The organism is Autumnicola edwardsiae (assembly GCF_031846505.1).
Taxonomy (GTDB): Bacteria; Bacteroidota; Bacteroidia; order Flavobacteriales; family Flavobacteriaceae; genus Autumnicola; species Autumnicola edwardsiae.
In genome coordinates this window covers 1-4,102 of record NZ_JAVRHP010000156.1, presented here as the reverse complement: position 1 = coordinate 4,102, position 4,102 = coordinate 1, and the positions used below count along the sequence as shown (strand labels likewise).

The following is a 4,102-nucleotide window of genomic DNA, read 5'->3' as shown; positions in this document are numbered from 1 at the left end:
GAAGCAGGTTACCGTGGAAATTTTGAAAATGAAATCACAGATTATAAGCTCTATCAGGAAAACGTGGCCGGGAATCTTTTGCTGAATGTAAACCAAACAAATATTTTTGATTATTCTGAAAACGTCCAGGCACTTTATTCTCAATACGGATCAAGATTTGGCGATTTTAGCTTCTTACTTGGTTTACGCCTTGAAAATACTAATTTAAAAGGGACGATTGATTCAGAATTAACTGAAGAAGAATTACAGGATATTTATTCCTTTGAAATTGATACCGATTTTGACAACAATTATCTAGGCCTCTTCCCTACTGTGAACCTTATTTACGAACTGGGCGAAGAAGAAAATATCACTCTTGGTTATAATAGAAGAATTAACAGGCCACGTGGCTGGTACATAAATCCTTTCCCTTCCAGGAGCAGTAGAAATAATGTGTTTCAGGGAAATCCTAACTTACAGCCGGCCTACTCTAATGCTTTTGATTTGGGCTACTTAAAAAGGTGGGAAAAAATCACGCTTACCTCTTCTGTTTATTATCAACGTGAAACAGATGCCTTTTCAAGAATTCAGGAAAACGTAAATATTACGGTGACAAATCCAGACTATATTGAAGGGGAAGATCCCGCTTCAGAACAATATGTTCAACAGCGCGTGATTCGAAGTATTCCTTTTAACCTGGCCACCAACGACCGCATGGGTGCTGAAATTGGTTTTCTATATAATCCGGCAGATTGGTTAAGGCTTAATGGTAGTTTTAATTATTTCAGGTTTAAACTGGATGGAGAATTTAACGGTACAGATTATAGCCAGGAAAATTCCAGCTACTTTGGTAGGTTCAGTTCAAAAGTTACTTTACCATGGCTTATAGATTGGCAAACTAATGCCTTTTATCGTGGCCCTTCAGATGAAGTACAAGGTACACAAGATGGAATACTTTCTATAGATCTTGCATTTAGTAAGGAGATTTTAAATGAACAGGCAACTATTTCATTAAATGTACGCGATTTACTGAACTCCAGAAAAAGAGATTCCTATACCCTCACAGACAATTATGAGCAGGATAGTCAATTTCAGTGGAGGCAAAGACAAATTAACCTGTCTTTTATATACAGGTTCAATCAACAAAAGAGACAACAGCAAAGGGAAGATGCCGGTAATGGAGATGAAATGGAAGACGAATTCTAAAGGCTAAGAATGGAATAAAAAAAAGGGACAGAAAATTGTCCCTTTTTTTATGCGTTTTTTACATCTGCTTCCTTAGCTTTTTTTCTGGCAGCCTGCTTCTCTTTAATAAGTTCCGTCACCGAACCTCCAATCCAATAAGGAACAATTGCAACTAGAAATATCATTAGCCAAAAACCCATCGTTAAGATTATGAGGAAAGCTAAAAACCCAAGATACTGATCGAATTCGAACATAATTCTAAATTTTGAATCTTGTCAAAGATATAAACTCTCGATGGCTTATCACAAATAAAAATTAATTTTTTAGGCTGAAGGCTCTTCTGAAGGCCGATATTGTTAAAAATTAAGGCCCCATCCGGCAGCCTAAATTTAATCGGTTTTTAAGCCTAAAGAAAGCTGCTAAAATGTAAATTTGTAAAGGAATCAATTATAACATTATGGATTACAGAATAGAAAAGGACACCATGGGGGAAGTAAAAGTCCCTTCAGATAAGCTATGGGGAGCTCAAACAGAGCGTTCCAGAAATAATTTTAAAATTGGCCCTTCGGGCAGTATGCCCCTGGAAATTATTTACGGCTTTGCCTATCTTAAAAAGGCTGCTGCATATACTAACTGCGAACTTGGGGCTCTAGCCGTAGAAAAGAGGGATTATATCGCCAAGGTATGTGATGAAATCTTAGCCGGTAAACACGACGACCAGTTCCCCCTGGTAATTTGGCAAACCGGAAGCGGAACCCAGAGTAATATGAACGTAAACGAGGTTATTGCAAACAGGGCACACCAGCTCACCGGTAAAAAGATTGGCGAAGGTGAAAAAACTTTGCAACCAAACGACGATGTAAATAAATCACAGTCTTCAAATGACACTTTTCCTACGGGAATGCATATCGCCGCTTACCAAAAAATTTCCAAAACGACACTTCCGGGGCTAAGAAAGCTTCGGGAAACTTTAAAGAAAAAGTCCGATGAATTTAAGGAAGTGGTAAAAATAGGCCGTACTCATTTTATGGACGCCACTCCCCTAACCCTCGGCCAGGAATTTAGCGGGTACGTAGCCCAGCTGGATTACGGAATCCGTGCACTGGAAAACACACTACCGCATTTAGCTGAACTTGCTTTGGGTGGAACTGCAGTTGGAACCGGACTTAATACTCCAAAGGGATATTCTAAGCGTGTGGCAGAATTTATTGCCAAATTCACTGAACTTCCTTTTACTTCTGCCGCCAATAAATTTGAAGCACTGGCTGCACATGATGCTTTTGTGGAAACTCATGGAGCACTAAAACAAATAGCCGTTTCTTTAAACAAAATTGGTAACGATATTAGAATGCTAGCTTCCGGCCCTCGTAGCGGAATTGGAGAAATTATTATTCCAGCCAACGAGCCGGGATCCTCTATTATGCCCGGGAAAGTTAATCCTACCCAGTGTGAGGCTTTAACAATGGTCTGCGCCCAGGTGATAGGAAACGATGTAAGCATGAGCGTTGGAGGAATGCAGGGACAATTTGAACTAAATGTTTTTAAGCCTGTAATGGCTGCCAACCTGCTGCAAAGCGCAGAACTTTTGGGCGATGCATGTAAATCTTTTGAAGAGCATTGTGCAAGGGGAATTGAAGCTAATAAAAGCAGGATTCAGGAGCATTTGAACAATTCCCTGATGCTGGTAACTGCCTTGAACACCAAAATTGGGTACTACAAAGCTGCTGAAATTGCAAATACAGCACATAAAAATGGGACTACCTTAAAAGAAGAGGCCGTAAACCTTGGCCATTTAACGGCTGAAGAGTTTGATGAGTGGGTACAGCCAAAAGATATGGTTGGAAACCTGAAATAATTCTCTTTTTTATACATAAAATTTAGCCACGAATGTAATTGTGTTCGTGGCTTTTTTTATTTTGAAGGCATGCCTCAAAAATGGCAATTTTCGGCATTACCTGAAATTGCTCGCCAAATTGGATTGGAAGGATAGTTTGTAAAAAGGATTGTACCTCTTTCAACAAATAAGGTTTCTTGCAACCAACTATCGTTGAGTCAAAATTTTAATGAGCTCCTCTTTTTTCCTAACAGATACACTTACTGTTGAACCATTTTCAAGTTCTACATATCCGCCTTTACCTTTATAATAGCGGTAAACATATTTTAGATTTACAAGATGTGACTGATGGACTCTAAAAAAATTTCGTGTTTTAAGTAATTCTTCAACTTGCTTGAGTGTTTTTGTCATAGTTATTTTTTTTCCATCGTATAGAAAAATATCAGTATAATTAGAATGAGCTTCGCATTTAATAATATTGTCGATCTCTATAAGCAAGAGCCCATCTGCAGTAGGAACAGCAATTTTATGGAGATCTGGATTCATAATATTAATATTTGATTTTAAAGCCTCTAATTGCTGGGATAAATTGTTGTATTTACTTAACTCGTTAGTCCTGGCTATAGCATTTTTTAATTGCTGCCGGTCTATGGGTTTTAGTAAATAGTCAATAGCACTGTAGCGAAAAGCTTTAACAGCATAATCATTATAGGCTGTCGTAAAGATAATATCAAAGTAAAATTCGCTAAGCTTATCCAGGAGGTCAAAGCTATTTTCTTCTTCAAGCTGAATATCCAGGAATACAATGTCTGGATCGTATGTATGTATAGCATCATAAGCTTCAACTACAGTAGAAGCTGTTGCACAAACCTCAATATTTTCAAAATCTGCAAGAAGCATTTTTAAGACCTGGATACAATGCTTTTCATCATCAACTAAAATGGCTCTTTTCATAGAAAATATTTTAGATCATTCTTAAAGGCAGACTAATTTCTACCACCGTTCCTTTCTTCTTGTCTGTAATTTTTAAACTGCTTGTTCCTGATTTTTTATTAGAGTCATTAAGGATTTGGAGACGGTTTTCTGTAAGCCGTAATCCCATGG

Annotated in this window: 4 protein-coding genes; 2 read left to right on the top strand and 2 right to left on the bottom strand. The window is 37.9% G+C overall.

All coding sequences use genetic code 11. The features are described from left to right. Nucleotides 1–1,185 (top strand): outer membrane beta-barrel family protein (locus RM529_RS16145; protein WP_311485775.1); only part of this gene is annotated, 1,185 nt, incomplete at its 5' end. 47 nt (nt 1,186–1,232) lie between these two features. Here the strand turns inward: RM529_RS16145 and RM529_RS16140 are convergent. Continuing rightward, on the bottom strand, nt 1,233–1,418 hold the full coding sequence (locus tag RM529_RS16140; RefSeq protein WP_311485774.1) for a hypothetical protein: 186 nt from the start codon (nt 1,416–1,418) through the stop codon (nt 1,233–1,235). A gap of 203 nt (nt 1,419–1,621) precedes the next feature. Here RM529_RS16140 and fumC point away from each other — a divergent pair, with 203 nt between their 5' ends. Next, the gene (fumC, locus tag RM529_RS16135) at nt 1,622–3,019 is read left to right on the top strand and encodes a class II fumarate hydratase (protein WP_311485773.1); all 1,398 of its coding nucleotides are present in this window, start codon (nt 1,622–1,624) and stop codon (nt 3,017–3,019) included. A 186-nt stretch (nt 3,020–3,205) separates the two neighbouring features. Here fumC and RM529_RS16130 read toward each other — a convergent pair whose 3' ends face one another. Further along, nucleotides 3,206–3,952 (bottom strand): LytR/AlgR family response regulator transcription factor, encoded by a 747-nt coding sequence (locus tag RM529_RS16130; RefSeq protein ID WP_311485772.1) that lies wholly within the window; start codon nt 3,950–3,952, stop codon nt 3,206–3,208. Nucleotides 3,953–4,102 lie beyond the last annotated feature (150 nt).

What these genes read in the sequence shown, in the direction of transcription:
- RM529_RS16130 (WP_311485772.1), bottom strand. Translation starts at nt 3,952, where the DNA reads ATGAAAAGAGCCATTTTAGTTGATGATGAAAAGCATTGTATCCAGGTC.
- fumC (WP_311485773.1), top strand. Translation starts at nt 1,622, where the DNA reads ATGGATTACAGAATAGAAAAGGACACCATGGGGGAAGTAAAAGTCCCT.
- RM529_RS16140 (WP_311485774.1), bottom strand. Translation starts at nt 1,418, where the DNA reads ATGTTCGAATTCGATCAGTATCTTGGGTTTTTAGCTTTCCTCATAATC.